The 24982-nt window shown below is 58.6% G+C and carries 32 protein-coding genes; 10 read left to right on the top strand and 22 right to left on the bottom strand.

Annotated features, from left to right (window positions below; all coding sequences use genetic code 11):
* Positions 1-10: 10 nt before the first annotated feature.
* Positions 11-562 carry a translation initiation factor IF-3 gene (gene infC, locus BMY73_RS17005; RefSeq protein ID WP_175500202.1) on the bottom strand — a complete coding sequence of 184 codons (552 nt, stop codon included), beginning with the start codon at positions 560-562 and terminating at the stop codon, positions 11-13.
* Entirely contained in the window at positions 562-2484 is a 1923-nt protein-coding gene (gene thrS, locus BMY73_RS17010; protein ID WP_092408515.1) for a threonine--tRNA ligase, read from the bottom strand. Before thrS ends, infC begins: the two co-directional genes overlap by 1 nt.
* A 391-nt stretch (positions 2485-2875) precedes the next feature.
* Between thrS and BMY73_RS17015 the strand changes: the two genes are divergently transcribed.
* Together BMY73_RS17015 and BMY73_RS17020 are read left to right on the top strand one after the other, a co-directional pair.
* A complete protein-coding gene (locus tag BMY73_RS17015) occupies positions 2876-3190 on the top strand; it encodes a hypothetical protein (RefSeq protein WP_062387185.1) in 315 nt (104 codons plus the stop codon).
* 297 nt (positions 3191-3487) lie between these two features.
* On the top strand, positions 3488-3700 hold the full coding sequence (locus BMY73_RS17020) for a cold-shock protein (protein ID WP_003179963.1): 213 nt from the start codon (positions 3488-3490) through the stop codon (positions 3698-3700).
* A gap of 59 nt (positions 3701-3759) precedes the next feature.
* Here BMY73_RS17020 and BMY73_RS17025 read toward each other — a convergent pair whose 3' ends face one another.
* Positions 3760-4083 carry an I78 family peptidase inhibitor gene (locus tag BMY73_RS17025; protein WP_092408517.1) on the bottom strand — a complete coding sequence of 108 codons (324 nt, stop codon included), beginning with the start codon at positions 4081-4083 and terminating at the stop codon, positions 3760-3762.
* Positions 4084-4269: 186 nt separating this feature from the next.
* Entirely contained in the window at positions 4270-4575 is a 306-nt protein-coding gene (locus BMY73_RS17030; protein WP_062387531.1) for a hypothetical protein, read from the bottom strand.
* A 166-nt stretch (positions 4576-4741) separates the two neighbouring features.
* Between BMY73_RS17030 and BMY73_RS17035 the strand changes: the two genes are divergently transcribed.
* Positions 4742-4939, top strand: a complete 198-nt coding sequence (locus tag BMY73_RS17035) for a hypothetical protein (RefSeq protein ID WP_062387190.1) — start codon at positions 4742-4744, stop codon at positions 4937-4939.
* Between the two features lie 6 nt (positions 4940-4945).
* Here BMY73_RS17035 and BMY73_RS17040 read toward each other — a convergent pair whose 3' ends face one another.
* The 8 genes from BMY73_RS17040 to BMY73_RS17075 all read right to left on the bottom strand — a co-directional run bounded on the left by BMY73_RS17040 (position 4946) and on the right by BMY73_RS17075 (position 12517).
* Entirely contained in the window at positions 4946-5974 is a 1029-nt protein-coding gene (locus BMY73_RS17040) for a nucleoside hydrolase (protein WP_062387193.1), read from the bottom strand.
* A 44-nt stretch (positions 5975-6018) separates the two neighbouring features.
* Positions 6019-6423 (bottom strand): D-ribose pyranase, encoded by a 405-nt coding sequence (gene rbsD, locus BMY73_RS17045; protein ID WP_062387196.1) that lies wholly within the window; start codon positions 6421-6423, stop codon positions 6019-6021.
* Complete coding sequence (rbsK, locus tag BMY73_RS17050; protein ID WP_062387199.1) at positions 6420-7337, bottom strand: ribokinase; 918 nt, start codon at positions 7335-7337, stop codon at positions 6420-6422. The genes rbsD and rbsK overlap by 4 nt, the downstream gene beginning before the upstream one ends.
* A 37-nt stretch (positions 7338-7374) precedes the next feature.
* Positions 7375-8397 (bottom strand): LacI family DNA-binding transcriptional regulator, encoded by a 1023-nt coding sequence (locus BMY73_RS17055; protein WP_062387202.1) that lies wholly within the window; start codon positions 8395-8397, stop codon positions 7375-7377.
* Position 8398: 1 nt separating this feature from the next.
* Positions 8399-9394, bottom strand: a complete 996-nt coding sequence (locus BMY73_RS17060; protein ID WP_062387204.1) for an ABC transporter permease — start codon at positions 9392-9394, stop codon at positions 8399-8401.
* Positions 9394-10944 carry a sugar ABC transporter ATP-binding protein gene (locus BMY73_RS17065; RefSeq protein ID WP_062387207.1) on the bottom strand — a complete coding sequence of 517 codons (1551 nt, stop codon included), beginning with the start codon at positions 10942-10944 and terminating at the stop codon, positions 9394-9396. Before BMY73_RS17065 ends, BMY73_RS17060 begins: the two co-directional genes overlap by 1 nt.
* 64 nt (positions 10945-11008) lie before the next feature.
* A complete protein-coding gene (locus BMY73_RS17070; protein ID WP_062387210.1) occupies positions 11009-11968 on the bottom strand; it encodes a sugar ABC transporter substrate-binding protein in 960 nt (319 codons plus the stop codon).
* A 324-nt stretch (positions 11969-12292) separates the two neighbouring features.
* On the bottom strand, positions 12293-12517 hold the full coding sequence (locus BMY73_RS17075) for a YgdI/YgdR family lipoprotein (protein ID WP_092408519.1): 225 nt from the start codon (positions 12515-12517) through the stop codon (positions 12293-12295).
* A 208-nt stretch (positions 12518-12725) separates the two neighbouring features.
* On the opposite strand from BMY73_RS17075, the gene BMY73_RS17080 reads away from it, so the two are divergent.
* Entirely contained in the window at positions 12726-12977 is a 252-nt protein-coding gene (locus BMY73_RS17080) for a DUF1654 domain-containing protein (RefSeq protein ID WP_092408521.1), read from the top strand.
* Between the two features lie 101 nt (positions 12978-13078).
* The gene (locus BMY73_RS17085; protein WP_092408523.1) at positions 13079-14143 is read left to right on the top strand and encodes an endonuclease/exonuclease/phosphatase family protein; all 1065 of its coding nucleotides are present in this window, start codon (positions 13079-13081) and stop codon (positions 14141-14143) included.
* Positions 14144-14219: 76 nt separating this feature from the next.
* Here BMY73_RS17085 and BMY73_RS17090 read toward each other — a convergent pair whose 3' ends face one another.
* Complete coding sequence (locus tag BMY73_RS17090; protein ID WP_238591821.1) at positions 14220-14516, bottom strand: hypothetical protein; 297 nt, start codon at positions 14514-14516, stop codon at positions 14220-14222.
* A 515-nt stretch (positions 14517-15031) separates the two neighbouring features.
* Between BMY73_RS17090 and BMY73_RS17095 the strand changes: the two genes are divergently transcribed.
* On the top strand, positions 15032-15256 hold the full coding sequence (locus tag BMY73_RS17095; protein ID WP_062387221.1) for a DUF6555 family protein: 225 nt from the start codon (positions 15032-15034) through the stop codon (positions 15254-15256).
* Between the two features lie 78 nt (positions 15257-15334).
* Positions 15335-15589, top strand: coding sequence for a hypothetical protein (locus BMY73_RS17100; RefSeq protein WP_092408525.1), 255 nt, complete (start codon positions 15335-15337; stop codon positions 15587-15589).
* A 192-nt stretch (positions 15590-15781) separates the two neighbouring features.
* On the opposite strand, the gene map is transcribed toward BMY73_RS17100, so the two are convergent.
* From map to BMY73_RS17120, 4 genes are all read right to left on the bottom strand, one after another.
* Positions 15782-16567 (bottom strand): type I methionyl aminopeptidase, encoded by a 786-nt coding sequence (map, locus tag BMY73_RS17105; protein ID WP_092408527.1) that lies wholly within the window; start codon positions 16565-16567, stop codon positions 15782-15784.
* Positions 16564-16818, bottom strand: coding sequence for a ParD-like family protein (locus BMY73_RS17110; RefSeq protein ID WP_092408529.1), 255 nt, complete (start codon positions 16816-16818; stop codon positions 16564-16566). The genes map and BMY73_RS17110 overlap by 4 nt, the downstream gene beginning before the upstream one ends.
* 87 nt (positions 16819-16905) lie before the next feature.
* Entirely contained in the window at positions 16906-17256 is a 351-nt protein-coding gene (locus BMY73_RS17115) for a helix-turn-helix domain-containing protein (protein WP_062387230.1), read from the bottom strand.
* A 408-nt stretch (positions 17257-17664) separates the two neighbouring features.
* The gene (locus BMY73_RS17120) at positions 17665-17877 is read right to left on the bottom strand and encodes a hypothetical protein (protein ID WP_062387233.1); all 213 of its coding nucleotides are present in this window, start codon (positions 17875-17877) and stop codon (positions 17665-17667) included.
* A 264-nt stretch (positions 17878-18141) separates the two neighbouring features.
* On the opposite strand from BMY73_RS17120, the gene BMY73_RS17125 reads away from it, so the two are divergent.
* A complete protein-coding gene (locus BMY73_RS17125; RefSeq protein WP_062387236.1) occupies positions 18142-18339 on the top strand; it encodes a hypothetical protein in 198 nt (65 codons plus the stop codon).
* Here the strand turns inward: BMY73_RS17125 and BMY73_RS17130 are convergent.
* Positions 18336-19367: an Ldh family oxidoreductase gene (locus BMY73_RS17130; protein ID WP_092408531.1), complete on the bottom strand. Its 1032-nt coding sequence runs from the start codon at positions 19365-19367 to the stop codon at positions 18336-18338. The genes BMY73_RS17125 and BMY73_RS17130 overlap by 4 nt on opposite strands.
* 135 nt (positions 19368-19502) lie before the next feature.
* Here BMY73_RS17130 and BMY73_RS17135 point away from each other — a divergent pair, with 135 nt between their 5' ends.
* On the top strand, positions 19503-20741 hold the full coding sequence (locus BMY73_RS17135; RefSeq protein ID WP_092408533.1) for an NAD(P)/FAD-dependent oxidoreductase: 1239 nt from the start codon (positions 19503-19505) through the stop codon (positions 20739-20741).
* A 40-nt stretch (positions 20742-20781) separates the two neighbouring features.
* Here BMY73_RS17135 and BMY73_RS17140 read toward each other — a convergent pair whose 3' ends face one another.
* The 3 genes from BMY73_RS17140 to BMY73_RS17150 all read right to left on the bottom strand — a co-directional run bounded on the left by BMY73_RS17140 (position 20782) and on the right by BMY73_RS17150 (position 22005).
* Positions 20782-21219, bottom strand: a complete 438-nt coding sequence (locus BMY73_RS17140; protein ID WP_092408535.1) for a GNAT family N-acetyltransferase — start codon at positions 21217-21219, stop codon at positions 20782-20784.
* A 141-nt stretch (positions 21220-21360) separates the two neighbouring features.
* Entirely contained in the window at positions 21361-21627 is a 267-nt protein-coding gene (locus BMY73_RS17145; RefSeq protein WP_062387249.1) for a PepSY domain-containing protein, read from the bottom strand.
* Between the two features lie 189 nt (positions 21628-21816).
* Positions 21817-22005 carry a hypothetical protein gene (locus BMY73_RS17150; protein ID WP_062387252.1) on the bottom strand — a complete coding sequence of 63 codons (189 nt, stop codon included), beginning with the start codon at positions 22003-22005 and terminating at the stop codon, positions 21817-21819.
* Between the two features lie 202 nt (positions 22006-22207).
* Here BMY73_RS17150 and BMY73_RS17155 point away from each other — a divergent pair, with 202 nt between their 5' ends.
* Positions 22208-24025: a monovalent cation:proton antiporter-2 (CPA2) family protein gene (locus BMY73_RS17155; RefSeq protein ID WP_092408537.1), complete on the top strand. Its 1818-nt coding sequence runs from the start codon at positions 22208-22210 to the stop codon at positions 24023-24025.
* A gap of 18 nt (positions 24026-24043) precedes the next feature.
* On the opposite strand, the gene BMY73_RS17160 is transcribed toward BMY73_RS17155, so the two are convergent.
* Positions 24044-24949, bottom strand: coding sequence for a LysR family transcriptional regulator (locus tag BMY73_RS17160; RefSeq protein ID WP_092408539.1), 906 nt, complete (start codon positions 24947-24949; stop codon positions 24044-24046).
* Positions 24950-24982: the final 33 nt, after the last annotated feature.

Genomic DNA, 24982 nt, shown 5'->3' on the forward strand with positions numbered 1-24982 from the left:
GCCCTGGTGGTTATTTCTTCTTTTTCGGGGCGATGACCATGATCAGCTGGCGTCCTTCCATCTTAGGATGCTGTTCGACGGCGCCGTATTCGAGCAGGTCTTGTTCAACCCGCTTCAACAGCTCCATACCCAGCTCCTGGTGGGCCATCTCACGACCGCGGAATCTTAGCGATACCTTGGCCCTGTCCCCGTCACTCAGGAAACGTACCAGGTTGCGTAGTTTTACCTGGTAATCCCCTTCCTCCGTCCCTGGACGAAACTTGATTTCTTTAACCTGAATCTGCTTCTGGTTCTTCTTCGCCGCAGCAATCTGCTTCTTCTTCTCGAAGATCGATTTGCCGTAGTCCATCACACGACAGACAGGCGGTACTGCGTCGGCAGAAATTTCTACCAGATCGAGCTTGGCTTCTTCAGCTATACGAAGCGCTTCATCAATCGAGACGATGCCAATCTGCTCGCCGTCAGCGCCAATTAACCGAACCTCGCGTGCCGAGATATTCTCGTTGATCGGGGCCTTCGGTGCAGCTCGTTTATCTTGTCTCATTTCACGCTTAATAATAATTACTCCGAATCTTGGCGACCACGCCGGGAAACCGCTTGTGCAAGGAACGCCGAGAATTGAGCGACCGGCATTGAGCCGAGGTCTGCGCCTTCACGGGTACGCACAGCGACAGTTTGCGTTTCAACCTCCCGATCCCCGATAACGAGGAGATAGGGAACCTTGAGCAAAGTATGCTCGCGGATTTTAAAGCCGATCTTTTCATTTCTCAAGTCGGACTTGGCACGAAACCCGCTTTCAGCCAGAGTTTTTTCCACTTCAAGGGCAAAATCTGCCTGTTTATCAGTGATATTCATGATCACTGCCTGAGTGGGAGCCAGCCATGCGGGGAACGCACCTTCGTAGTGCTCGATCAGAATTCCGATGAAACGCTCGAATGAACCGAGAATTGCACGGTGCAACATGACCGGATGCTTACGCCCGTTGTCTTCCGAAACGAATTCGGCACCCAAACGGATTGGCAGGTTGAAATCGAGCTGCAATGTACCGCATTGCCACACGCGACCCAAGCAATCCTTCAGGGAAAATTCAATTTTCGGACCGTAGAACGCGCCCTCGCCCGGCTGCAGGTCGTAGGGCAAGCCCGCGCTGTCCAGCGCCGCGGCCAGCGCAGCCTCCGCGCGATCCCACAAGTCATCCGAACCCACACGTTTTTCAGGACGGGTCGACAGCTTCATCTCGATGTCTTTAAAGCCGAAGTCGGCATAGACATCCATGGTCAGCTTGATGAAGGCAGCGGATTCGGCCTGCATCTGCTCTTCAGTGCAGAAGATGTGGGCGTCATCCTGAGTGAACGCACGCACGCGCATGATGCCGTGCAACGCACCCGAGGGCTCGTTACGGTGGCAGGCACCGAACTCGGCCAGACGCATCGGCAGCTCGCGGTAGCTCTTCAGACCCTGATTGAACACCTGCACATGGCAAGGGCAGTTCATCGGCTTGATGGCATAGTCGCGGCTTTCCGACTCGGTGGTGAACATGTTTTCGGCGTAGTTGGCCCAGTGCCCGGACTTCTCCCACAGCGAGCGATCAACGACTTGTGGCGTCTTGATTTCCAGATAGCCATTTTCACGCTGGGTCTTGCGCATGTATTGCTCAAGCACCTGATACAGCGTCCAGCCGTTCGGGTGCCAGAAAACCATGCCCGGCGCTTCTTCCTGAGTATGGAACAGGCCCAGACGCTTGCCGATCTTGCGATGGTCGCGCTTTTCAGCTTCTTCGATGCGCTGGATGTAAGCAGCCAGCTGCTTCTTGTCAGCCCAGGCGGTGCCGTACACGCGCTGCAGCTGCTCGTTCTTGGCGTCGCCGCGCCAGTACGCACCAGACAGCTTGGTCAGCTTGAACGACTTGAGAAAACGGGTATTGGGCACGTGCGGACCACGGCACATGTCGACGTATTCTTCGTGATAGTAGAGGCCCATCGCCGTTTCGTTCGGCATGTCCTCGACCAGACGCAGCTTGTAGTCTTCGCCACGGGCCTTGAACACTTCGATCACTTCCGCGCGTGGAGTGACCTTCTTGATGACGTCGTAATCCTTTTCGATCAGTTGCTGCATGCGCTGCTCGATCGCCGCCATGTCGTCTGGCGTGAACGGGCGCTCGTAGGCGATATCGTAATAGAAGCCGTCATCGATGACCGGACCGATGACCATTTTGGCGGTCGGGTACAGTTGCTTGACCGCATGGCCGACAAGGTGGGCGCAGGAGTGACGAATGATCTCCAGGCCTTCCTGGTCTTTCGGGGTGATGATTTGCAGACTCGCGTCGGCAGCAATGATGTCACTGGCATCGACCAGTTGACCGTTGACCTTGCCGGCAACGGTGGCTTTAGCCAGGCCTGCGCCAATGGAGGCCGCGACCTCGGCGACGGATACCGGGTGATCGAAAGAACGTTGACTGCCGTCGGGAAGAGTAATAGTTGGCATGGCGCCTCCTCTCCTAGTGGTGACCCCTACCAAAGGTCACGTGGGTTGGGATAGAGCCAGTACGCGATTCGGTGGTGTACCTGCCTCACAGTGGCAGGAGCCCAAGGGCCAACCGGTGACCGAACCAGAGTGACTGGATTTGACGAAATCGACAGGCATCGCTTCACGCAAAACCTGCCCCGCGAGACGCGAGCGAATCTACAGGACGCGCATCCTAGCACAGCCCGTCTGTCGCGGGTCATACAACCTGGCCTGTCGCGGCCATAAAGTTTTCTTCAAATACCGGAGCGTCTTCGAATACTGAACTGGTGCGAATCCCCGCCGTCAGATAAACCGAGGCCCGTTAAAGGCCTGTGCTTGTGCAGGTCCCACAGACTAAAAGGAAACAACCATGAAGCTTCTACGTGTTGCCGCCCTCCTCGCTCCGTTGGCGTTGACTCTCCCGATCAGCGCTCATGCCGCCATGGACGCGAAAACCAAAACCACTTACATGAATGAGTGCACCGCCGCCGCCACCCAGAACAATCCGGGAATGGACGCCAAGGCCGTCCAGGCGCACTGCGAATGCGGCGCTCAACAGATCAACAAGAATTTCTCGGACAAAGAGATCGCCTCGTTGAATGACAAAACGACGCCTCCCAGTACCGAAATGACCTCACGGCTGCAAAAAGCCGTGGGCGAGAACTGCCTCAAAGGCAAAAAATAAAAAATTTACATTCCGCACTGAGAATGCCGCGGCCTTCACGCATCAACCGATCTTAATAGCGGCTCAAGCCCCCGAAATACGGGGGCTTGAGCGACACTGATTGCGTCGGCCGACGGTTGAAAAAGGGGGCAAAACTGCCGGGCTATGGCGCATTTCGATGCTTATATTTGCGGTACTGGCGCAAAGTTCTTACCGAAAAAGTCCAGCATTCACACAATTCGACTATGATAGCCCCCGTGTGCCCAGTTGGCCTGAGCAGCACAGCACTACTGAAAATTATGTTTCTGGAGATACACCATGTCTAATCGCCAAACCGGCACCGTAAAATGGTTCAACGATGAAAAAGGCTTCGGCTTTATCACTCCACAGGGTGGCGGTGACGACCTGTTCGTACACTTCAAGGCTATCGAATCCGACGGTTTCAAAAGCCTGAAAGAAGGCCAGACTGTCTCCTTCGTGGCTGAGAAAGGCCAAAAGGGCATGCAAGCCGCTCAGGTTCGCCCGGAGTAATCCGAGCGCGCTAAAAAAACCCGTCACTGACGGGTTTTTTTTCGCCTCGAAAACGGTGCTTAACCACAGTTGACGCGATTGACCGTAGCGGCCTGATCGGTATTGAGATTCAGGCGATCAGAGCGGTACTCCAGCGTCACCATGTCATGGGGCCCAAGCACCCTGGCGGTCTGCGCACCCGATTTCACGCGCGCCTGCTCCAAAAGGGCCGCCGATGCGGGTTTGCCCAGTGCGAATTGCGCGGCGGCAGCATCGCAACGTGAATAGCCGGATTCAGTGGCAGTGGCGCCTTCGGCAGCTTTCGACGACTCGGAGGTACTGCTGCACCCCGCTAACAATGCTGCCGACAGAACCAGACCCGATGAAGCAAGTTTCCAGGGCATACGAACTCCTTACGTTTAACGTGAACCAGAACCTGTGCGACAGCGATCGATCCGCAGGGTTTCGCTGACACCCTGAAAACCGAGGCCGGGCGCTTGCCGACAGAGGCCGGAGTCTGCCGCAACCGGCCGTGATCAGGACAAACAAATCGTCACAAAACGTTTGGGAAAGTTGTTCGCCCCTGGGCGCTAGTAGATATCCACGTAGTCAACGCGTGGATCCGCCCAGTTGTCCCGCAGCGCATTGTAGATCTGCGTTACCCAGACCGCGTCGCTCGCGGCAACAGGACCGACACAACCGGAACCGGCCGCCCATGTCTCAAGGCGAAACAACAGACCGTCGATATCAACGCCACCCACTGCGTCACTGGACAACCATGCTTTGCCATCACGGTTGACCCGTAACTGATTATGGGTATTGTCGTTTGCGCCTGCGATCATCTGCCGCACAGCATCGAGGGTGAAACTTCGTGAATCGGTAAGATCAATAGACACCGGCGAAGCCCTGAAATGAAAGGCACGGATTCTCGCACGCATTGCCATTCATGCCTAAGTAGCAGTGCGGATAACCGGACAAGATGGTTTACTGCAAGCCCTGCTCGTACGCTCAACCGCGGGTATCGATGCAGGGATTGATCGTTTTCGGGAGGGACGAAACACCATGGCAATCGTATCGATCGATGCGGATATCAAGGCTAAATGGACGCAAGGACATTGCGCCCATAGCCCGGGAAGCGCGGAGGAACTGGCCATTATCGCGGTCGACCTGCTGGTCAAGGAACTGGGCACCTCGGGCGCCCAGAACTTCATGAATCAGGTATTTCTGCGCTATGCCACCGAGGTTCTGGACAACGCTTGATAGCCGTTACTTCAAACGTGCAAGGCGCTGAGTGAGCAGATCGAAGAAACCTTGGGCATCGCCATTTTCGACCCAAAACACGTTTTTAGTCTGCCCCAGCGTGTCATACCAGTCGGCGATCGTCTGACCAAAGCCGGGCCCCTCACGACTGTCGATCACCAGATTGACCTGCCTGCCGCTGAACAGCTCCGGCTTCAGCAGCCATGCAATCACGCTGGCGTCATGCACCGGACCACCCGGCAGCCCGTAATGCACCATGTCCGCCTTGACGTATTCATTGAGAATGCCACCGACCAGCTTGCCTGCCTGATTATTCAAGGCCTCGATCTGTTTGAGACGTTGATCGCTGGTGAGGATCTTGTGTGTCACATCCAGCGGCACATAGGTGAGTTTGACGCCGCTGGCGAGGACCACCTTGGCGGCATCCGGGTCGGCATAGAGGTTGAATTCCGCCACTGGCGTAATGTTGCCGCCATTGAAATGGGCGCCTCCCATGACCACCACTTCTTTGATGCCCTGGGTGATGTCAGGTGCCTGAACCAACGCGAGCGCAAGGTTGGTCTGCGGCCCCAGCATAGCGATGGTGATGCTGTGAGGCGGAGCTTTGCGCAGCGTTTCCACCAGGTACTGGACCGCATTCCCCTCAGCCAGACCTTTTTTCGGTTCGTGCACCTCGACACCCGGCAAGCCTTCCTTGCCGTGAATGTTCTCGGCATAGATCGGCGTGCGCACTAACGGTCGGCCCGCGCCAGCGTACACCGGAACCTCCTCGCGCCCTGCCCACTCTCGGGCCAGGCGTGCGTTGCGCGACGTCTTGTCAATGCGCACGTTGCCAGCGACGGTCGTGATCGCCATGACGTTCAGCTCTTCGGGAGAAGCCAACGCCAGCAGCAGGGCAACGACGTCGTCAGCCCCTGGATCAGTGTCGATGATCAGGTCGCGTTTTTCGGCAGCGTGACTCGCCGTGGCGGAAAAGATGGCCAACAGAGCAACACTCCTGATCAGTTGAAGGAGAAAGTGACGACATGTGTGCATGGGAAACTCCCTGTTTCTTGAGGATGGCACGAACAGCGACGGTGTCAGAAGACGACGCCGGACACCAGTGCAATGTTCGTGTATGGCTGGCATTCACCCGTGCGAACGATGGCACGAGCGCTGCGGCTCAACTGTTTCAAGGCTTCATGACTGACCAGACGTTGCTCGCCCAGATGACCTGCCGCGTTCAGCGTGTCGAGGACGGCCAGCGCTGGCGGCTGCCTTTCACGCATTTCGTCGGCGAGCACGTGGCTTTCCACCTGCATTTCGGCGAGCACGGTGTTCAACACACTGACAAAGTCAGGCACCCCCTGGGTAACGGCCAGATCAATGAGTTCGACACCCGCAGGCACCGGCATTCCGGCGTCGACGATCATCAGGATATCGCCATGCCCCAGCGACGCGACCACCCGTGACAGCGCGATATTGAGCAGTGGTGTTTTTTTCATGGCTGATAACCCTGGACTTCGGTGAAGGTGGGAATGGAAGGCTGAGCGCCGGAACGGGTGACGGACAGCGCCGCAGCGATCTGTCCGAAACGGATCGCGTCCGGCTCGGATTTGCCGTCAGCCAGCGCCGCCGCGAATCCGCCGACGAACGTGTCACCTGCCGCAGTGGTATCCACCGGTTTGACCTTCGGCGCCGGGAAATGCGAAGAACCAGCCTGACTGGCGAATAACGCCCCCTGCTCACCCAGGGTAACGATGACCTTGCCCACGCCGGATGCGAGCAAGGCAGTGGCGGCGGCATCCGCCGTCGCCACGCTGTCGACGGACAGGCCCGTCAACGCTGCGGCCTCGCTTTCGTTCGGGATCAGATAATCGATCCAGGCGTACCACTCAGCGGGCAATGGACCGCTGGCGGGAGCCGGATTGAGGATGACCGTCTTGCCCAGCTCGCGCCCACGCCTGAGGACATGCCCTACAGTGACCATCGGCACCTCCAGTTGGCAGATGATCACCTCGGCCTGGCTCAGCAATGCGTCGAAACGGTCGACGACGCTGGTACTGACGTGCCCATTGCCACCGGCCACAATGACGATCGCGTTCTGGCTGCTGTCATCCACCACAATCAGCGCAACCCCGGTCGACTCATTGGCAATGGCGGTCACGGCTTGGCAATCAATGCCCTCAGCCCGCAACGCGGCGCGCAATTGCTCACCGTAGGCGTCATCCCCGACACAGCCGATCATGGCCACACGGGCGCCGAGACGCGCCGCCGCCGCCGCCTGGTTTGCGCCCTTCCCGCCCGGCACCGTGACGAACGACTGTCCGGCGAGGGTTTCACCGGCGCGCGGCAAACGCGGCGCACGTGTCACCAGGTCCATGTTGAGGCTGCCCACTATCACTACTTTTGCTTGCATGACGTCTTTACTCTTCCATCCGGACACGGTGCCCGGCTCAGCGAAACTCGTTAAATGCATTGGTTGGCGGCGCAGTGGATTCACGCAGCACAATGCTTGGTGCAACAATCAGTTGCTGCACTGCGCTGTCGCCACGGGTGGAAATCCGCTTGAGCAACACCTCGGCGGCGCGCTCGCCCAGTTGCAGTATTGACTGGCCCACAGTCGTCAGCGCCGGATAAACGTACTGACTCATCTGGATGTCGTCGAAGCCGATGACCGAGAGATCGGCGGGCACACGGACATTGCGTTCCGCCGCTGCACGCAGGACTCCGATCCCCACCATATCGTTGGCGGCAAAGATTGCCGTCGGCCGATCATTCTCCAGCAACAGACCTGCCGCTCTGTAGCCGCTGGGCCCTGTGAAATCGCTCTCCACAACCCAACTGTCCGGTACCTCGATGCCGGCTTCCTGCATCGCCCGGTGATACCCGGCCAGACGCATGCGCGCAACGCTGGTTTCAGCCGGTCCGCTGATACAAGCGATGTGGCGATGCCCCAGCCCCAGCAAATGCGAGGTGGCCAGGTAGGCGCCCAGCTCATGGTCGATACGGACACGATCGGCAGTGATGTTTTCCAGGTCGCGGTCGACGATCACCATCGGCGTCCTGACGGAGGACAGGCTGTCGACCAGACTATCGCCGCCGCCCACCGACGACACGATCAAACCGTCCACCCGTTTCTCCAGCAACACGCGCAAATAGTTGCGCTGTTTGTCCAGATTGTCGTCGGAGTTGCAGAGGATCACGCAGAACCCGTTACGCTCGCAGTAATCTTCGATGCCTCGAGCGAGCTCGGCAAAGTAAGGGTTAATGCCGTTGGGAATCAGCAACCCGATCGTCGCGGTGGATTTGGCTTTCAGGGAGCGCGCCACGGCACTGGGCACGTAATCCAGTTGCGCGATGGCGGCTTCCACTTTCTTACGCACTTCGTCGCTCACCGGCCGTGTTCTGTTCAGAACGTGCGACACCGTGGTGTACGAAATGCCAGCAATGGCCGCCACATCTTTGATGGTGGCCATATCAGCCGCGCCGCCGTGCGCGATGGCTGCGATAGGTGTCGAGAATGACCGCGATCACAATCACCGCTCCGGTGATGATCCGTTTGGTCGGCTCCGTTGCGCCGATCTGCGCAAGGCCTGCTGCGAGCACCGAGATGATCAGCACCCCGAAGAACGTGCTGATGACCGATCCACGTCCGCCCATCAGGCTGGTACCGCCGATGACCACAGCAGCGATGACTTGCAGTTCCAGCCCGGACCCCGCATTCGGGTCGGCTGCTTCCAGCCTTGATATCTGGAACAGTGCGGCAACACCTGCCAGCAGTCCCATAAGGGAAAACACCAGAATCTTGTAGGGTTTTGGATTGATCCCGGCCAGACGCACCGCTTCTTCATTGGTGCCGATGCCGATCAGGTAGCGACCGAATACCGTACGTGTGAGCACCGCCTGAGCGGCGAAGATCACCAGCAGCGCGATGATGAACGATGGCGAGATGCCGAAGGCAAACGGATTGGACAGCCAGGCAAATGAATCACCGATGTAGGCCGTGCGGGAATCGGTCAGCTGATACGCCACACCACGGGCCATCTCCAGCACGCCCAGCGAGACGATGAACGACGGTATACGCCACGCTACCGTGATCGAGCCGGTCAACGTACCCGCCGCCGTCGCGCAGACCATGCCCAGCAGCGCCGACGGGAACACGCCCCAGCCCCAACCGAGCATTGCCACGCTAACGGCGGACGCCGCCAGGGCCAGCACCGACCCCACCGACAGGTCAATCCCGCCGATGATCAGGATGAACGTCATACCGACCGCCAGTACCATGAGATCAGGGATCTGGTTGGCCAGCGTGCTGAAGGTTTCATACGACAGGAAGTGATCGCTGAGCAGCGAGAACAGCACGATCATGGCGAGCAACGCGCCCGCCAGCCCCAGGTAGGTGCCGAGGCCGAAATAGTTACCGCTGCGCTTGCCGGGAGAAGGCAGCGCGGCCGAAGGAGTCGAGGTTTTCATCAGTCGTTCCTGGGCGCTGCTTCAGACAGCAGCGCGTCACGTTTTTGGTAGCCGGCGAAGGCGGCAGCGAGCAGTTCGTCCTGTGTCCAGGTATCGCGCTCGAAGGTGTCGATCAGGCGACCGGCAGACAACACACCGATGCGGTCGCAGATCAGCATCAATTCGCGCAGATCACTGGAAACCACCACCAGCGCCCTGCCCTGACGGGTCAGTTCGCCCAGCAGCGCGTAGATATCGAATTTGGCCCCGACATCGATGCCGCGCGTCGGCTCGTCGAACAGCATCACCTGACAATCGCGCTCCAGCCATCGGCCAATCACGACCTTCTGCTGGTTGCCGCCGGACAGCTCCGACACCCGTTGTGTCGGGCTTGAACTGCGAATCCGCATGGCGTCAACCTGACGTCGGGCCAAGGACATTTCGGCGGTGCCGTTGACGACGCCGGCATTGGAGATCGCGTCCATGTTACCCAGCGCGATGTTGGCGCTGATGGACTGCGACAAGAGCAGCCCCTCACCCTTGCGATCCTCGGTAATCAGGGCAATACCGTGGCTGACGGCATCGACAGGCGAGTTCACACGCACTCGTTTCAACGGGCTGCCGACCTCAATGGAGCCGGTGTCTGCCGCATCCGCGCCGTAGATAAGGCGCAGGAGCTCGGTACGGCCCGCACCGATCAATCCCGAAATACCGAAGATCTCGCCTGCGCGGACATCAAAAGACACATCGCGCACCTTATCGGCACGGCTCAAGCCTTTGACCGACAACGCCACGTTACCGATCTGGCGCGGCCCCAGGTCGATCTGCTCGCCCAGTTCGCGGCCGACCATCAGGGTCACCAACTGCTCGCTGTCGTAGTTGGCCATGGCGTCCACACACACCAGCTTGCCGTCCCGCAGCACGGCGATGCGTTGGGCGACGCGGGCCAGTTCCTCCAGGCGATGGGAGATGTAAACGATGGAGACGCCGCGGTCCTGCAGGCGAGTGATCTGCTCGAACAACATTTCCACTTCACGGGCCGTCAACATCGCGGTCGGCTCGTCGAGAATCAGAACGTGGCAATCGCCGATCAGGTTGCGAGCGATCTCGACCATCTGTTGATGACCAATGCCTAACTCACCGACCAATGTGTCCGGGTCGATGGCCTCAAGTCCGACCTGAGCCATGGCCTTGACGGCGTCGTCGCGCAATTTTTTACGATTGATGAAACCAGCGCGGCTGGGCAGGTTGTCGAGAAACAGGTTCTCCGCCACCGACAACGTCGGCAGCAGGTTCAACTCCTGCATGACCATCCGCACGCCCAGCTTTTCAGCCTGGGTGCGACTCGTCGGTTGATAGGCCTGCCCCTGAAACTGCATCTGGCCGGTGGTGGGTGTCACCAATCCGCCGATGATTTTGGACAAGGTGCTTTTTCCCGCACCGTTCTCCCCGGTCAGCGCCAACACTTCGCCACGCATCAGCGTCAGGTCGATGTCTGCGAGAACAGGTTGGGCGTAGGTTTTGCCGATGCCACTGACAGATAGAACAGCGGCCTGAGCAGACGCTGACATAACGCTCTCCACGCGCCTGCCCTTGCGGGCAGGCGGTCTATACGGTTTTTGTAGCCAAAGGGACTTATTGCGGCTTGGTGACCAGCTCGACCGGGGTCTCGATCACACCGTCCTTGATGTCGAGCTTCTCGCCCTTGACCATTTTCAGAGCGGTATCGATACCGAACACAGCCTGCCGAGCGGCAAACTGGTCAGCGGTCGCGAGGATTCGACCGTCCTTGAGCATGGGCTTGATCGCGTTGATGTTGTCGTAACCGACGATTTGCACCTTGCCAGTCTTGCCCGCTGCACGGACAGCCGACACAGCCCCCAGCGCCATGCTGTCGTTACCGGCCAGCAAGGCTTTCAGGTTCGGGTATTCGTTGAGCATGGCCGACGCAACGGCGTTGCCCTTGTCGATTTCCCAGTTACCCGACTGCGTGGAGACGATCTTCATCTGCGCAGCATCCATCGCGTCTTTGAAACCCGCGGTACGCTGCTGAGCGTTTGTCGTGGTCGGCACGCCTTCGATGATCCCGACCTGATCGCCCGCAGTCAGTTGCTTGGCCAGGTAGTCGCCCACCAGCTTGGCGCCCTTACGGTTGTTCGGGCCTACGAAAGGCACTTCCATGCCCTTGCTTTTCAAGACGTCGGCGTCGAGCTGGTTGTCGATGTTGACGACTTTGATTCCCGCGTCCTGCGCCTTCTTGAGCACGGAGGCCAACGCTTTGGAGTCTGCAGGTGCAATCACCAACGCGTCGACTTTCTTGACGATCATCTGGTTGACGATATCAATTTGCGCGGCGGTGTCCGATTCATTCTTGATGCCGTTGGAGATCAGATCAAAATCAGCAGCGTGGTCTTTTTGATAGGCCTTGGCGCCGTCTTCCATGGTCAGGAAAAATTCGTTGGCGAGGGACTTCATCACCAGCGCGACCGTAGGTTTCTTCGCGTCGTCGGCGTAAGCAGAAGAGAGAGGGAGGGTTACAGCACTTGCGGTGAGCATGGCAACAGCAAGAAGACGTGCAGCGAATGGCAGCTTCATGGAATCACTCCGACATTTATGATTATTTTATCGGCACCGGATGCGGGTCGAGCGGCACAGGCTTCGGCCAATCGCAAACGTTTGCGTGGGTGAAACTATGAGAATCGCCGCACCATTTGTCAACAACGTAATCGCTGCGCGTTGGCCCGTGCGAAATGGCTCGCTTTTATCTCGCAGCAAAGGGCAGGTTTTCGAGAAACGCAAAGACGTCTCAGCCATGACTGAGTGACAGTCGCGTTCATTAAAGGGGGTTCCGGGAGTACTGAAATCAACCCGGCGCGAGGAAGAGGAGCCTGATCGATTCGATCAGGCTCCTCTTTGATTTCAGTCTTCTTCTTTAACCGTTGCCACCTCGTCCGCACGCACCCTGATGGTCTTTCCAGAGATGTCCTCGAACTCGTAAAACCCGTCCTTGCTTTTGGTCTTCGGCGCATCTTTGGTGACGTATTGAGTGCCGTTTTGCAGCGTCACCACCGTCGACGTCGAGCACCCGGCCAGCAGCGCGCAGCAGACCCATGCAACAGGTAATCCCAACGCTTTGATGTTCATAAAAACTCCTGGTTTCTTTGGCCATTGCGAACTGAATCGCTGACACAGGATCTGATCGACTCGATCGACTTTGGTTCGCGAATGAAATAGGCGTAGGAAGAATCAAGGAGGTTAGGTGCGAACGCCGATTACCCCTACTCCGATCTTGCGAAACGTCCCACAGTGAAATACTGTATGCACATACAGCAAAAAACAAAGGATACCTTTCGTGTCTAAACATTCCGCTTCAGCCGCTGAATTGCCGGGCGCCTACGAACGCCTGGGCATTCGTATTCAAAAGATCATCAATTCGCCTACTGCGCAGAAGTCCCGCGCCGCGTTGATCTTTCGTCTGCCTGACGAGCAGGAGGATGACTGGAGTCAGTTGCTGGAAGAGATCGCCGAAAACGACAACGTCACCCTCGCCTACCGGGATGACGGCGGCGTACAGATCTTCTGGACCGTGCCCAAGGAGGACTGACCCACATCGCGTTTGAACCCGAATCGACACCCCGCAGCCCTTCCCGCGAGTCAAATGCGCCTGGCTCGCCACTGCTTCAATCAGCCCGTAGTTGGAAAACAATGCTCAGATTTTTTGTTTCGTTGCTGTTGACCCTTTCTTTCCTGCAAAACGCTTCAGCCGACGTCACCATCGGCACCTGGAATCTGGAGCACCTGAGTGTGCGGCCAAACAAGGATTTTCAAGGCATTGCCAGGGTCGCGCAAAAAGTCGATTTTCTCGCCGTTCAGGAATTGATGAACGAAGACGCACTGCAAGCCTTGGCCAGAGAGTTGAGCCGGCAGACCGGCAAGCACTGGAGTTCGATGGCCTCACACGCAGTTGGCCGATCGTCTTACAAAGAGATGTATGGTTTTGTATGGCGTGATGACGTGATTGCCTATGAAGACGGCGCCGTCACCTACCTTGACCGCAACGACACCTTTGAACGCGAACCGTATTCCGCACGCTTCAAATCGCTTAAGGACGGCACCACGTTCGTCGTAGCCACGGTGCATATTCTGTACGGAAAGAGCCAGTCTGACCGCGCCTCGGAAATCACCGCGCTCTCCAGCTACTGGACCTGGCTGAAAGACACCTACCCCGGCAACAACCCGATCATGCTGATGGGCGACTTCAATACGCCCCCGAATTCGCCTGCGTGGGACAATCTGGATGCCAGCGCCAGGCCCTTGGTGCTGAATGGCGCGAGCACACTGTCGACCACCGATGGAAAATTCTCCAATCTTTACGACAACATCTTTGTCAGCAAGGATTCGACGATCAGGGTCAACAGTGTTCAGGTGTTCAATTACCCCAAATACCTGTCGATGACCCACGCGCAGGGACGCAACAGCGTGTCCGATCATGCGCCGATTTTCCTCAGCGCCGATTTCAGTGGCGGCAGCCGGTCCACGGCCTCCACGAAAGCTGAAACACCGCGGCCCAATCCAATGGAATCCACGACCGCCAGAGTCGACAGCGCAAAGCATCTGACGCTGGCGATTCGTGGCAACAAGAAAACCATGATTTACCACCGCCCGGACTGCCCGTCCTACAACGCGGTGTCAGAGAAGAATCGGGTGGAATTCGACAACGCTGCCGCCGCTGAAGCGCAGCATTATCACCTGGCTGGCAACTGCCACTGATCACACCAGCCTGACCCGCTGGAACCCTCCGCTCAGGAGGCGCCTGTACCCGGCGACCTGAGCGGACATACCCCGCCTACTTGCGCGCCAGTTCGTGCTGGATACAGCCGTCGTAATACGTCTGCTTCACCGCAGCAGGTTTCAGACGCGAAGGACTCTTATAGGTTTGCTCGGTAATTCCCACGGCCATCTTCTGCATCCACGGTTTGGAAAACTTGCGGGCCTGCAGCTTCTTTCGCGCGCTGTACAACGTCGTGCCGGAAAGCTTGGATTGCTGTGCGGTACTCGCCATGCCGGCGCCCCATTTGCAGACTTCCAGATCATGCTTGTCGATGCTCCGTGCCTCGGTGGGCAGTGCCGTCACCATCAACATGAATGCCGCCATGCTTAAACCCACTCTATGCATACACCCTCGCCCCGGAATTGCCTGAAAAGAAACGGATTTTTTCAGAAAAATGGAAACACGCGGGCCATCAAATTGCCCTTTCGCCACGAATTGTTGCGCAGAGGCTGGCACGCGCCAACCACCCGAAGCATTCGTCGGTTCTGTATCCAAAAACGTGCAAATTCGAAGGTGTCACGCCTTGGCGACCTGACGCCCCTATCCAAACAGATATGGCCCGTTGCCGCTGATCGGCGAACGGTTCAAAAGGCCATCAAAGAATGCAATTCTCCGCCAGTCGGTAGCACTGACCAGCATGCGCAGGCTACTCGTCTCAGGCAGAGAAAACGCACCACGATCAGGGCCTCCTGCAGTAATGGCACGCCTGTATCGGTCTCGAAATGAAGTGAAAGCACCGTCGATGCATTCGGCGATCATGCTTTCAGGTACACGGGGAAGTACTCACATTCAGCGGGACGTGCACAACGTCCAAGGGGCCAAAGACGATGAATGATTCCAAGGATTTTGAAATTCATTACCAGTTTAAGGGCGAACCCCGGCATTTTTCCCACCAAGCCACGCACCTGTGCGAGAGCGAAGCGCTTCACTTCGCCACGCTGCACGCGGGCGTCGGTACTCTCAATGGCAGTGTCGCAGCAGGCCCCTTCCGTTTGGCCATGCTCAACGCCGAAGGGCTCGGTGTGACCCAGGTCCAATGGAAACGCATGTAAAAAAGATCCAAACCATCCTCTTATCCAGCGGTCGGTATTTACAAGCAGCGCTCATAAAACCAGCAAAGCGAGGGAAATATGACCATTGATAACGCGCTCAAGAAAGAAGTCCTGACCCGGTTGTTGCACGCGCATCCAGCAGGACTGGGCAAAGAGGTTCTGGATAACTACAGGGGGGAACACGCCGTCGCGGATACGCTGGAGGAACTGCAAAAAGCAGGGCTTATCCATGACGGATGCGTCGACATTCCCGAGAAGGGCGAACGCACCCTGAAGTACCCGGTGAAGCTGAGCTCCGCGGGCGTTGAAGCAGCCAAGCAGCTAGGGGGTTAAAAAGACGCTCACAAAAAAACCGGCTTCGGCCGGTTTTTTTCAGAGTGGTGTTCTCCCCTAGTGCTGCCGATCTGATCATCCTTGAGCCGGTCAGATGGCAACACCACAGGGGAACGAGAAGGAGCCTACAAGGTGGGTCGGCACTTGGTCACGCCCGCAATTGTGACTTTATTCGTCCGAATGTGACTGCCCTCACACCTCAGGATAATCGCCGGTGCCATCCGGCCAGGGCGTCAATAGCTCGAACCCCGTCTGGGTGACCGCCACCATGTGTTCCCACTGCGCCGATAGAGATTGATCTCGCGTCAGCACGGTCCAGCCGTCATCCAGCACATGGGTGCCGGGTTTGCCTGCGTTGATCATCGGCTCGATGGTGAAGACCATCCCCGGTTTGAGTTTCAACCCCTTCCCCGCCGCGCCGTAATGCAGTACCTGCGGTTCTTCGTGATATTTACGCCCGATGCCGTGTCCGCAGTATTCACGGACAACGCTGAAGCCTTCCCGATACGCCACGGTCTGGATGGCGTTACCGATGTCGCCCAGCGTTGCGCCAGGCTTCACCGCATGTATTCCGGCCAACGTGGCCTCGTAGGTGGTTTCAACCAGACGCCGTGCCAACGGGCTGACCTCTCCGACGTAATACATGCGACTGGTATCGCCATACCAGCCATCTTTGATCACCGCGACATCGATGTTGACGATGTCGCCTTCCTTGAGAATATCGTCCGCCGACGGGATCCCGTGGCATACCACCGAGTTCGGCGATATACACGTGGTCTTGGTAAACCCGTGGTACCCGACGTTGGCCGGGATCACTTTCAATTCGTTGACGATGTAATCGTTGCAGAGGTCATCGAGCGCCTCAGTGCTGATACCGGGCTTCACATGGGGAGCGATCATTGCCAATACATCGGCAGCCAGTCGCCCGGCGACCCTCAGTCCTACCAGATCAGATTCGCTCTTGATACTGATGCTCATCGCGCCACCGCCCTGATCGGGTGTTGGTGGACAATTTCGTCTTCAGGCTGTGCGCTCAGCAGCGTGCCGCCCGTGGCTTCGGCACGAATCAACAATTGACAGATATTGCTGTAATTCAGTCCGGGATTGAGTTCGGCGAGCATGCCCACCCTCATCCAGTGTTCGGCCTGTGCGTTGATTGAACGGCTCAGTGCCGCGCTGGCTGAGCGAATGTTGTCGTGCATCTGTTCAGAAATCTTGACCAGTCCCATGTCTGACCTCGCGATGAATATACGAATCATAAACGTTTCATATATTCATCGGCAACACTGCCTCTGAACCAAATCTGAACGGACGCCTCACACAGACGATGGTGCAGCAGTGTCCGTAGCACATTCCGACAGCGACGTCGCAAGCTGAGAAATCGCCTCCTGGTCGTCTTCGCTCAGCGCTCGGTAGTGAGTAATGATTGCCCGTTCTGCGTCGCTCAGCGTGTCGATGGCAATCGGCGTTCGGTTTCCCGAGAGCACATACAGGACATCGACGCCTTTCTTTCCAAGTGCTGCGAGGTAATCGGAACGTGGAATGCGTTCGCCGCTTTCGTATTTGCCTTGGGCATTGGCTTCTACGCCTCCAATCGCGCCGAATTCCTGTTGCGAGAGTCCGAGGCTTTTGCGTTCTTCTTTCAGGCGTGAACCAAGATCTTTCATAAACATGGGCCTCCAGTTTGACTATGTTTAAAGCAAGACCCCATCGGTCTGGAGGAGTTGCGATCCACCCGACAATTGTTCAAGCTGCGCGATTTTCGGCCTCATGTAATCTTCATCACGGCCGATAGATTCGGATGGAGAGCTTGTCATTTTTCGTGGCAACCCGATTTTTGCAGTTCGGAGACCAGACGTGATTACATTTTTGCTGGGTTGGTGCGTTCTATCCGTAATAGGCACTCTGATCGCACTGAGCCTGATCAGAACAGGCAAAGCGCGTCAGCCGGACGCCGATGAAACCCAAGCGTCGGCGCTTCAGGTCGCCGTGGTAACCGCACCGGCTCGCAAGCGCTGAGCCTGCCATTCCCGCTGCACGACTACCTTAGCCCTGTCGGATGATGCGCGGGGAAATCATTCCGCCGCAGAGGGCCCGTGGCCGCCTGGAAAAAACTCGTCGTTCGAAACAAACGCCAGGTCCACCTGGCTGGCGCTGAACTGACGCACCCCCGCCGCCAGCGCGAGAAAGTCCTCGCGCTGCATCTCGGTACCCCAGACGCTGTTGAAGGTCGGCTCTTGGGCCTGGACGGTGAATGCAATGCTGGTTTCGGCTTGAGTCATGAGCATGGTCGATTCCCTTTCACTGAATACTGTTTAAACATACAGTATTTTCATCGACAGCCAAACGCAAGTCATGATTCGACGAGCGGTCGTCCCTTTGCGTGAACGCACGCCCCTATTGCCAGAAGGCTGCGTCGTCGCTCTCAGGCAGCATCGGGCAAGAACAGAGCAGTATTCAAATACCGTTGCGGCCGCACCGGGACGTAGCCTGCAAGGGTTCAAGCGCGCCGCCTTTCGCAGAGCGCCATCGCCTGTTAGCGGGGCACGACCATGAAAACCCTTATCGCGTTACTGGTGACATTGATGCTGGCCGCTGTCAGTGCCAGCGCCCTGGCCATGCCGTGCGGCAACAACAGCAAATCGTCCAGCGAGGCCCTGGACAGCCAGCACCTGATGCGCCTGCATGTCGCCCAGCAGAGCCCGGTTGCTCTAAAACGACCGGGCAAACTGCCGACGCTGGAGGTCTAAGCGCTGGCCAGTACCTGGAGGCGACTCAAATCGTCAACCGACAGTACGATGCCTTCCGTCAGGGATTTTTCACGCTGGTGGTAGCGACGATCACCGGGCATGCGTCGCTGACCTGCACCGAGCATCTGCCTGACCAGCTCTTCGCTGCGCTCGGCAAAGGCGTGTCCGCTGCCTTTGTCCGGATCGATGACGATGATCATCTGGCCCGTCCACGGGGTTTGCGCACCCGGCTTGCTGGACATGTCAAATTCGAACGAGAAGTTGCCGCCGGTCAATGCGGCAGACAGCAGCTCAACCATCATCGACAGCGCCGACCCTTTGTAACCGCCGAACGGCAAAAGCGCGCCGCCATCCAGAATCCTCTTGGGGTCTTCGGTAGGCTGCCCCCCACGATCCACGCCCATGCCCGGCGGCAGCATGCGCCCTTCCCTTGCGGCTATCTGGACATCACCGTGGGCGATGGCACTGGTTGCCATGTCGAAAACAATGGGCTGCCCTCCTGCCCGAGGCGCGGCAAAAGCGATCGGGTTGGTGCCGAACAACGGTTTCCGGGCATCGTGAGGGACGACGCAGGTCATGCTATTGACCACGCTCAAGGCGACCAGACCTTCCTGAGCGAAGGGCTCGACGTCTGGCCACAGTGCGGCAAAATGGTGCGAGTTGCGAATGGCGAGGATCGCAATGCCCGCCGTACGCGCTTTCTCGATCAGCAGCGCCTTGGCGGCTTGCATCGCGGGCTGAGCGAAGCCGCCGCCTGCGTCCACCCGCACGAAAGCAGCACCGACATCCTCGACCTTCGGCACGGCATGGCCATCGACCCAGCCCGCCGCCAGTGACGATAAATACCCTTTGATGCGAAAGATCCCGTGGCTGTGCGATCCGTCGCGTTCAGCACTGGCGCAGTTCTCAGCCAGCACAGCCGCCACTTCAGGCGAGGTGCCGTGGCGCAGGAATATCTGCCGCAGCAGTTCGGTCAGGTCGCCGAAAGAAATCGCGTGGGTGTCTACGGGATCGCGGGGTGAAGACATCTGAAGCTCCGGTGTGATTATTGGAGGTGGAAGCCAAACAGAACGTAGGGGCGGGAGAGTACTGTGCGCCTGCAAACGGGTAAACTGCGCGAAGGTAACGGCCTCACGTCTCTACAGCCGTTTAAGGATCGATCCATGGATTGTCAGACCCTCGTTCTCGGCGCCGGCATCGTCGGCGTCTGTTCGGCACTGCACCTGCAAGCCGCAGGCCAGAGCGTCATCCTGCTCGATCGGGAGGAACCCGGCCGAGGTACCAGCCATGGCAATGCAGGCCTGATCGAGCGCTCCAGCATCGTGCCCTATGCTTTCCCTCGCGAGTGGTCGCGCCTGTTGCGTTACGGTCTGAACACACAGTCCTCGATGCGCTTCAGCCCTGCGTTTCTGCCACGCCTGGCGCCCTGGCTGCTGCAGTACTGGCGGCAGTCTTCGCCCGACAACCTGGCCAGGGCAAGCCGCGCCATGCAGCCGCTGATCGAGCGCTGCGTCGTTGAGCATGATCGGCTGGCAGAAGCGTCGGGCATGACCGGGCTGATACGCGCCAAAGGCTGGATCGAGCTTTATCGCGATCAGCGCGAATTCGATCTGGCCGTCACCGATGCCCAAACCTACGCTGCATATGGCTTGAGCTATGACATCCTCGACACCGCTCAACTGCGTGATCGTGAGCCGAGTCTCAGCGGTGCGGTAGGTGGCATCCATTGGCTCGACCCGAAGAGCGTGACCGATCCCGGTGCGCTGGTGCGCGGTTATGCAGCCTTGTTCGTGAAACGTGGCGGCGTGTTGCTCAAAGGTGATGCACGCAGCCTGCATCAGCAGGACCAGGGTTGGCGAGTCAACAGTGAGGCTGGCGGCATCAGTGCCCGGCAGGTGGTCGTCGCGCTCGGACCGCAGTCGGCGGACGTGTTTTCGCGGTTTGGTTATCGCATTCCGTTGGCAATCAAGCGCGGCTATCACATGCACTACGCCTCCCAGGCGGGCGCCGCCCTTGAGCACGCCGTGATCGATGCTCAGGCCGGCTATGTGTTGGCCCCCATGGCACGCGGCATTCGGTTGACCACCGGGGTGGAATTTGCCGCCAGCGATGCGCCCGCCAACGAGATTCAGCTGCGCCGTTGCGAAGCCATTGCACGCGAACTTTACCCGCTGGGTGAGCGCCTGGACGCCGAGCCGTGGCTGGGCCGCAGGCCGTGCCTGCCCGACATGCGGCCAGTCATCGGTCAGGCCCCCCGTCATCCAGGTCTGTGGTTCAACTTCGGCCACGCCCATCATGGCTTGACGCTGGGGCCGGTGACGGGACGACTGCTCGCGGAGATGATGACGGGCAAGCCGACGTTTGCCGACCCCGGGCCTTACAGTCCGGCTCGCTTTCTTTAACCGATCGCCCTGGCGCGGGGACGACGGGCCTGAACGCCGATTAATTCGCCAACGGCATCAACCGTTTCTGGAAAAACAGGCGCTGATGGCCCGGCGGGTAGTCATCCAGATGCCCGAACGCCTCATAACCGTGTTTGCGGTAGAAGTCCGGCGCCTGGAAATCGAACGTGTCGAGCCAGATCCCGACGCAGTTCTTTTCACGGGCGAACGCTTCGGCCCTGTCCATCAACTGGCTGCCCATCCGCTGCCCGCGTGCCTGTTCAGGGACCACCAGCAATTCGATGAACAACCAGCGGTAAAGGATTCTCCCGTGCAAACCACCCAACACCGCATCGGTGTTTTCGTCTCGCACAAAGAACGCGAAACTTTCTGCCAGACCATCGCCCGCTTTTGCAGCGTTGTACGCTCTAAGCGGTGCCAGAATCTGTAGGCGTTCATCTTCATCGGGATTGCTTTTGAATTCGATCCGCACACTCATGCGCCGCTTCCTGCTGACGGGTAATAGGAAAACAAGGGTGGCGGATTCAATGAGCGGAGTAAAGCCCGGGGAAGGCCCGTGCGGGAACAACCGGTGGCTGCTCCCGCGTGTGACGTGAACGAACGGCGAAGCGCCGTACAATCAGTCTTTCTGGTCGCGCAGCACGTTGCCGGAGATGGCGTCGATGCGGAACTCATACGTCAGGCTGTCAGCCTTGCGGCCCTCACCTTCCCAGTATCCATGGTCGTCCGCTTCGATCTTGTAGATCTCGGTGTAACCCGCCGACTTGGCCTTTTCGATGGCTTTCTCGATGGTGATCCAACCCGGCGCGGGTTTGTCCGCCAGCGCGAATTGAGCGGTGGTCAAAGCAGCGGTGGCGAGGACGGCAGCGGTAAGTTGTTTAATCATGTTTGAACTCCATTTCCCTTTGCGGGCTTTATGACGTGCGAGTTTTGGAGTTCCCGAGGAAAAAAATAGTTCAGGCGAGGTTGTGTAATCGAGTGATGCAGTCGGCTGGCCGGAGCAGCAAGTCCCCCACTCCCACCGAAAACCGCGCAAGCCGGCCATAGGGAAGTGGCCGGCATAAAGGGTCCGCGATCAGCGCTTGACCTTGCGACGCAAGACGCCGTTCAAGACGACAACCACCACCGCGACGAAGATGGCGATGTACTGGAAGGTCTTTTCGTCGAGCACGCCGATGGTCTGCAGGTGCGACAGGCCGAGCATGATGACCAGCACGCTCAGGGCGATGATGATCGAATAAATAAGACGCTGTTTGTTGGTCATTGCAGGTTTCCTGAAAACGGACAAGATCATGGGCGCGACGCGAATGCGCCCGACATGTTACGCGCTCGAGGCGCTACTGGCACCCTGGCACACCCGGCAAAACTGCGGCGAAGCGTCTCGGCCGGCGTTTCTTGTCACTATGACGTGGTTTAATACGCGCAATTGTGTAGGAATTTTCGCTGTTTCGGTTAAGGAGTCTCCAATGCCCCATGAAGGCAGCCCGCTGCAGGTCGCAGTCGTGTTTTTACTCGCCGCCGTTGTAACCGTTCCGCTGGCCAAACGGCTGCAACTGGGCGCCGTCATCGGCTATCTGATCGCAGGCGTGATCATCGGCCCCGCCGGTCTGGGCCTGATCGGCGATCTGGAGAGCGTCTCGCACATCTCCGAGCTGGGCGTGGTTTTGCTGCTGTTCATCATCGGGCTTGAACTGTCGCCAAAGCGGCTTTGGGTCATGCGCAAAGCAGTGTTCGGCGTTGGGTTGGCGCAGGTCCTGCTCACCGGTGTAGTGATTGGCGCGGTTGCCCTCGTCGGCTTCGGCCAGCCGCTGAACAGCGCGGTGGTACTGGGGCTGGGCCTGGCGCTGTCGTCAACGGCCTTTGGCCTGCAAAGCCTGGCCGAACGCAAGGAGTTGAATGCGCCCCACGGCCGCCTGGCCTTCGCCATTTTGCTGTTTCAGGACATCGCGGCAATCCCGCTGATTGCCCTGGTGCCGATGCTCGCGGGTGGCGACCACAATGCCACTTCCAGCGACTCGTTGCGTCACGGCCTGCAGGTGCTCGGCGGCATCGCCATTGTCGTGGTCGGCGGTCGCTATTTGCTGCGTCCGGTATTTCGTATCGTGGCCAAGACCAAGCTGCAGGAAGTGTCCACTGCCACCGCGTTGCTGGTGGTGATCGGCACCGCATGGCTGATGGACCTGGTCGGCGTATCCATGGCGTTAGGCGCGTTCCTTGCCGGTCTGCTGCTGGCCGACTCCGAATACCGCCATGAGCTTGAATCCCAGATCGAACCGTTCAAAGGGCTGCTGCTGGGCCTGTTTTTCATCAGCGTGGGCATGGGCGCCAATATCGGTTTGCTGTTCAGTTCTCCGATTGTCGTATTGGGTCTGACCCTGCTGCTGATCGGCCTCAAGCTGCCCCTGTTGTTTTTCGTCGGGCGTCTGGCCGGTGGCCTCGGCAAACAAAGCGCGCTTCGCCTCGGTCTGGTATTGGCCGCCGGAGGCGAATTCGCCTTCGTGGTGTTCCAGATCGGCCGCGACAAGGGGCTGTTCGATGCCGGGCTGTACGACACGCTGGTGCTGACCATCACGCTGTCGATGGCACTGACCCCGTTGTTGCTGCTGGTGATGTCGCGCTGGCTCAAACCCAAGCCGGTGCAGCAACCCGTACCCGATGAATACCGCGAAATCGACTCCGATAACCCGCGTGTGGTCATCGCCGGCATGGGCCGGATGGGCCAGATCGTCGCGCGTATTTTGCGCGCGCAGAAGATTCCGTTCGTGGCGCTGGACACGTCGGTGGAAACCATCGAATTCACCCGAAGCTTCGGCAATGTGCCGGTGTTCTACGGAGACCCGCTGCGCCCCGAAATCCTGCGCGCGGCCAAGGTCGATCAGGCGGAGTATTTCGTCATTGCCACCGACGATCCGGACACCAACATCAAAACAGCCGAACTGGTTCGCAAGCTGTATCCGCACCTGAAAATCATCGCCCGGGCGCGTAACCGCCAACACGTCCACCGCCTGATGGACCTGGATGCGCAGGCGGTGCGGGAAACCTTCTACTCCAGCCTTGAGATGACCCGCCGCACGCTCATCGGCCTGGGCCTGAGCGAAGCGCAGGCGGCCGCGCGCATCTCCCGGTTCAAGCGTCACGACGAGCAGGTGCTCAATCGTCAGCACCTGATTTACGACGACGCCGCGAAAGTCATGCAGAGCGCACTGGAGGCCCGGACCGAGCTGGCGGAACTGTTCGAGTCCGACCGCATGGACGAGGAAGCTGAAGGGGCTGCCAAAAGCTGACCCCTTCGGCGGCAAGGCTCAGCGGCTCAGCGCCACGACGAACTCCAGAAAGGCGCGCACCTTCGCCGGCGGCAAGTGCCGAGACGGGTACAACGCGTACAGCGGGAAGTACTCGTCCGGCCAGTCCGCAAACAGCTCGATCAGCCGTCCGTCGCTGATCGCCGCCTCAACCCCCAACTCCAGCACTTGCGCCACCGCCTGCCCTTCCTCGCAGATGCGGTGCATCGTGCCCACGTCGTTGACCATCAACCGCCCGCGCGTGTTGACGACAAGTCGCTCGGCGCCCCGGTGAAACTCCCATGGAAACGGCCGTCCGGTCTGCGAATCCCGAAAATCGATGCACACATGTTCAGGGCTTTCGAGGTCCGTGGGATGCCTTGGCCGACCATGTTTTTTCAGATAAGCAGGCGATGCAACGGTCAAAACGCGGGTCTTGAGCAACTGTCTCCCGATCAGCGAAGAAGACGGTTGCTCGCCAAAACGCACCGCCAGATCGACGCCATCGGCGACTAGATCGCCCAGTTGCTCGCGCGTCAGCAGATCCAGTTCCAGTTCAGGATAGGTGGCCATGAAGTCACCCAGTGCCGGCGCCAGAATCAGCCGTGAAAAATACGGATCGACGTTGACCCGCAGGCGCCCCCGGACCGCCGTGGCGCTGCCCGATGCCAGTGTCGCGGCCTCTTCCAGGCCAGCCAGCAGCGGCGCGATGTCCTCATATAACCGTCTTCCCTCATCGGTCAGTTTGACCGAGCGCGTGGTGCGATCGAACAGCCGGATTCCCAGTCGGGCCTCCAGACGGGCAATGGCGCGACTTACGCCTGACTGCGTCATGTCGAGCACATCGGCCGCTTTCACGAAGCTGCCGGTATCGACCACGGCCGAGAGAACCCCCATACCACTCGCCAAACGTCCATCGAAACTCATTAGTGACTCCTTGGCATGTATGCAATGACACTC

Origin of the sequence: Pseudomonas sp. NFACC02 (genome assembly GCF_900110765.1) — a bacterium.
In the GTDB taxonomy this organism is placed as follows: Bacteria; Pseudomonadota; Gammaproteobacteria; order Pseudomonadales; family Pseudomonadaceae; genus Aquipseudomonas.